Here is a 3,280-nt window from a genome sequence, read left to right as displayed (position 1 = left end):
ATGGTGGCTCCCTCTGGCAGCTCGGTGCCCAGTTCCCGCAGAACGGTGCGCCCTTCGCGGACCAGGCGGGCACGGAATTCGAAGCCCTTGTACCACTCCGGCGGCAGGCCGAGGACGGGCCAGTTGGTGCAGGAGCACAGGCTGCAGACGATCACGTTTTTCAGCGTGGAAGTGTCTTCCAGGGCGACGATGTATTCACCTTGTGGGCCGGTATAGCCGAATTGCGCGCAGGCAGCGGTACCGTCCTTGAGCAGCAGTTCACGAAACTGCGGGTCGACCCAGGCCTTGGCCACCACTCGAGCGCCATTCTCCGGGCTCCAGTCGTGGGCCATGAGTTGGGTCAGCTGTTCGATATAGCCGTCGGGAATCAGCTCCTTTTGCTTGAGCACCTGGAATAGGGCGCGGGCTCGCTCGCCTGGGGTCGAGGTGGTTTTTTCATCGGTGTTCATCAGTTAACTCCTCATCGTTGAGCGTTTAAGCAGCGCCTGGGGTGTTTGTTTTTGTGCGCTGCGCGGGGACCGACCGGTTAATTGTTTTTCCAGTCAACGGACGCTTCGAACGCTGCGGCCGCCTGGTAAATCGTGCCTTCGGCATAGTGCTTGCCCACCAGCATGAGCCCGACCGGCAGGCCGTCCACCAGCCCGCAGGGAATCGACATGGCCGGATGGCCGGTGATGTCCTGGGCTGAGGCGTTGCCGATCATTTCCAGCGCCCGGGCCACRTATTCCGTGATCGAGCAACCGGGTTCCGGATGAGGCTGGGCGATGATCGGCACGGTCGGCATCACCAGCAGGTCGTAGCGCGCCAGCGCCGCGTCGTAACCGGCCCGGGCCATGCGTGYGAGATTCTGCGCCTTGGCGTAGAAACGGCCGTTGTAGTGCTTGATGCCGTATTCACCGACAAACATGCACAGCTTGAGAGACGCGGACAGCTGATCCGCCTGCTCGCGCCACCCGGCTTGCTTGTCCAGCAACGTGAGGTCGTACAGGCCTTTCCAGTTAAAACCGGCGCCATTGCCGTGCATCATCTGCATTGTCAGGCCTTCACAGCCGATGGGGAGCCACAGCGAGCCGGCGATCTTGTGCTCCGGCACGGAGACTTCCTCGACATGCGCGCCGAGCCGCTCCAACTGGGCGATGGCGTTACGCACCGATGCAGTTACGCGCGGGTCCTGGTTGGCCAGCTGGAAACCTTCCTGCAGGATGCCGATCCTGAGCCCTTGCACGCCACGGTCCAGGTAATCGCTGTAGGTGTCGACCCGGGGCGCGGCCTGGCGTGGGTCGAGGCCGTCGGCGCCGGCCATGACTTCCAGCATCAACGCGTTGTCGCGCACGTTGGCCGTGATGGGCCCGGCATGGTCGATGGTCGCTTCGATCGCCATGATCCCGGTGTAGGGCACCAGGCCGTGGGTCGGCTTCATCCCGTAAGTACCGCAGAATGCCGAAGGAATCCGAATGGAGCCGCCCTGATCGCCGCCGACCGCGAGATCCACTTCGCCGGCGGCCACCAGTGCCGCGCTGCCGGAAGAGGAACCACCGGAGGCGAAACCCTGACGATAGGGGTTATGTACCGGTGCGGGGTCAGAGGTGTGACTGCCACCGGACAGGCAGTAGTGCTCGCACGTGGCCTTGCCGAGAATGGTCGCCCCCGCATCCAGTAAGCGCGTGACCACGGTGGCATCGAACGACGGGACGAAACCTTCGAGTGGCGCGGCACCGTTCATCATGGGGACGCCGGCCAGGGCGATATTGTCCTTGAGCGCGACGGTTTTGCCCGCCAGCTTGCCTTGCGGTGCGCCGTTGACTTCGGTGCGGTAATACCAGGCGTTCAAGGGGTTGTGGGCCGCCGAAGGGCGGTAGCCGGAACTGCGCTCGTAACGGACGGGCGGCACGCAATCGGGCAGCTCGTCGATCAGGTCGTAGGCGTCGAAGCTCGACTGCATCAGGGCCAGGTATTCACTGGCTTGTTCACGGCTGAGCTGCATGTGCAGGCCGTTCGCGATGTCCAGTAAGTGTTCAAGGGTGGGACGAACGATTGCCATGGTGGGGCTGTCCTTATCGTGGTGGCCTGGGGTTCAAGATAATCCGTGCCTCTGCGCGGTGGCTTGGTTGAAAAAGACACCGACTTGGTTGGTCCTGGGGGGTGACGAATTTGGTGGCTGTCAGGCGGAAGTTGGTGGTGCCCATTTCGTCGTCCTGGTTGACACGCGCGACGCTGGTTTCACCGCCCCAGGTACGCCCGAAGCCGACGCCGAATGCCGTGGTGGGGTCTGGCATGTAACGGCCCATCACCTGGGCAGCGTAGGACACGTCCTGCTTGAGGCGGTCGCCATTGGCGCCGTAATCGGTGTTATCGCCATACCAGGTTGCACCGCCGACCAGGTCCATTGCCCACTTCTCCGTGAAGTGCTTGACGTAGGCGCTCTGCAGCTCGAATTTCCAGCGGTTCTCACCGAGGTTGAGCGCGTCGTTCTTGTCGTAGGTACCGGAAGGGACATACACATAGGGGGCGATACTGAGGGTGTCGCGGGCTTCATTGAGCCGCCACTTGACCGGCGCGGTGAGGATCAAGTCGCCGACGCCCCGGGTACTGCCGAGTGTCGAGGCATCGCCGCCAGTGGAAACGTGCCCGAAGGGCAGGAGGAATTGCGGGTCGATGGTGACCGTTTCACTCAGCGCGTACACATGGAGCAGACGCAGGATGCCGACGTCCGAGCTCAACCTGAAGTCCGAGCTGGCCTTATGGCCATTGGCGTAGGCCGAGTCTGTGGTGGAGTGCTGGTAGTAAATCGCGCCGATGGTAGCGCCGACCGGGTATTGCTCGTAATCGCCAGGGGCCACCTCGCCAGCGTTCGCGTGGAGTACGGGCAACAGCGTGGAGAGTGTCAGCAGACGGATCTTATTCATCTTTTATTCCTTGCACGGCAAGGCCGTGCCACCCGGGCAGGGCGGCAAAACGGCAGAAATTGGGGGGGGGTTAGACGCCGACCAGATTCAGGATGCAGGCGATTGCGCGTCGCGCAGCATTCCGGTCTGCGGGTGACAGTTGATGTACTCGAACACCTGGCTCTTGGCGTCCGACACCGACACTTCGTGGTACAGCCGCAATTTCTTCAGGCCCGCCGCGACACGGAAGAAGGTCACGAAAATTCGCAGATGGGTGGGGTGGGATTCCGCCCAGCGTTCGAGCTTCTCGATCGAGCGCCAGTGACCGATGTTGTAGCTCACGTCGAGGAAGTTGCCGTCCAGGTCGATATTGCGCACGAAGCGGTTGCTGTAGC

Annotated in this window: 4 protein-coding genes; all 4 read right to left on the bottom strand. The window is 62.4% G+C overall.

Annotated features, from left to right (window positions below; genetic code table 11):
- Nucleotides 1-449 (bottom strand): nitrile hydratase subunit alpha (locus tag AC1DLB_RS28000; protein WP_477786084.1); only part of this gene is annotated, 449 nt, incomplete at its 3' end.
- Nucleotides 450-526: 77 nt separating this feature from the next.
- Nucleotides 527-2,041: an amidase gene (locus AC1DLB_RS27995; RefSeq protein ID WP_477786083.1), complete on the bottom strand. Its 1,515-nt coding sequence runs from the start codon at nt 2,039-2,041 to the stop codon at nt 527-529.
- A 13-nt stretch (nt 2,042-2,054) separates the two neighbouring features.
- On the bottom strand, nt 2,055-2,906 hold the full coding sequence (locus AC1DLB_RS27990) for a transporter (protein WP_477786082.1): 852 nt from the start codon (nt 2,904-2,906) through the stop codon (nt 2,055-2,057).
- A gap of 87 nt (nt 2,907-2,993) precedes the next feature.
- On the bottom strand, nt 2,994-3,280 hold a 287-nt coding region (locus AC1DLB_RS27985; protein ID WP_477786081.1), incomplete at its 5' end, for a phenylacetaldoxime dehydratase family protein.

Source organism: Pseudomonas sp. 05N434 (assembly GCF_056396965.1).
This window is presented reverse-complemented; position numbering and strand designations above follow the sequence as displayed.

Coding starts and splice junctions, on each gene's coding strand:
- AC1DLB_RS27990 (WP_477786082.1), bottom strand. CDS start 2,906: ATGAATAAGATCCGTCTGCTGACACTCTCCACGCTGTTGCCCGTACTC.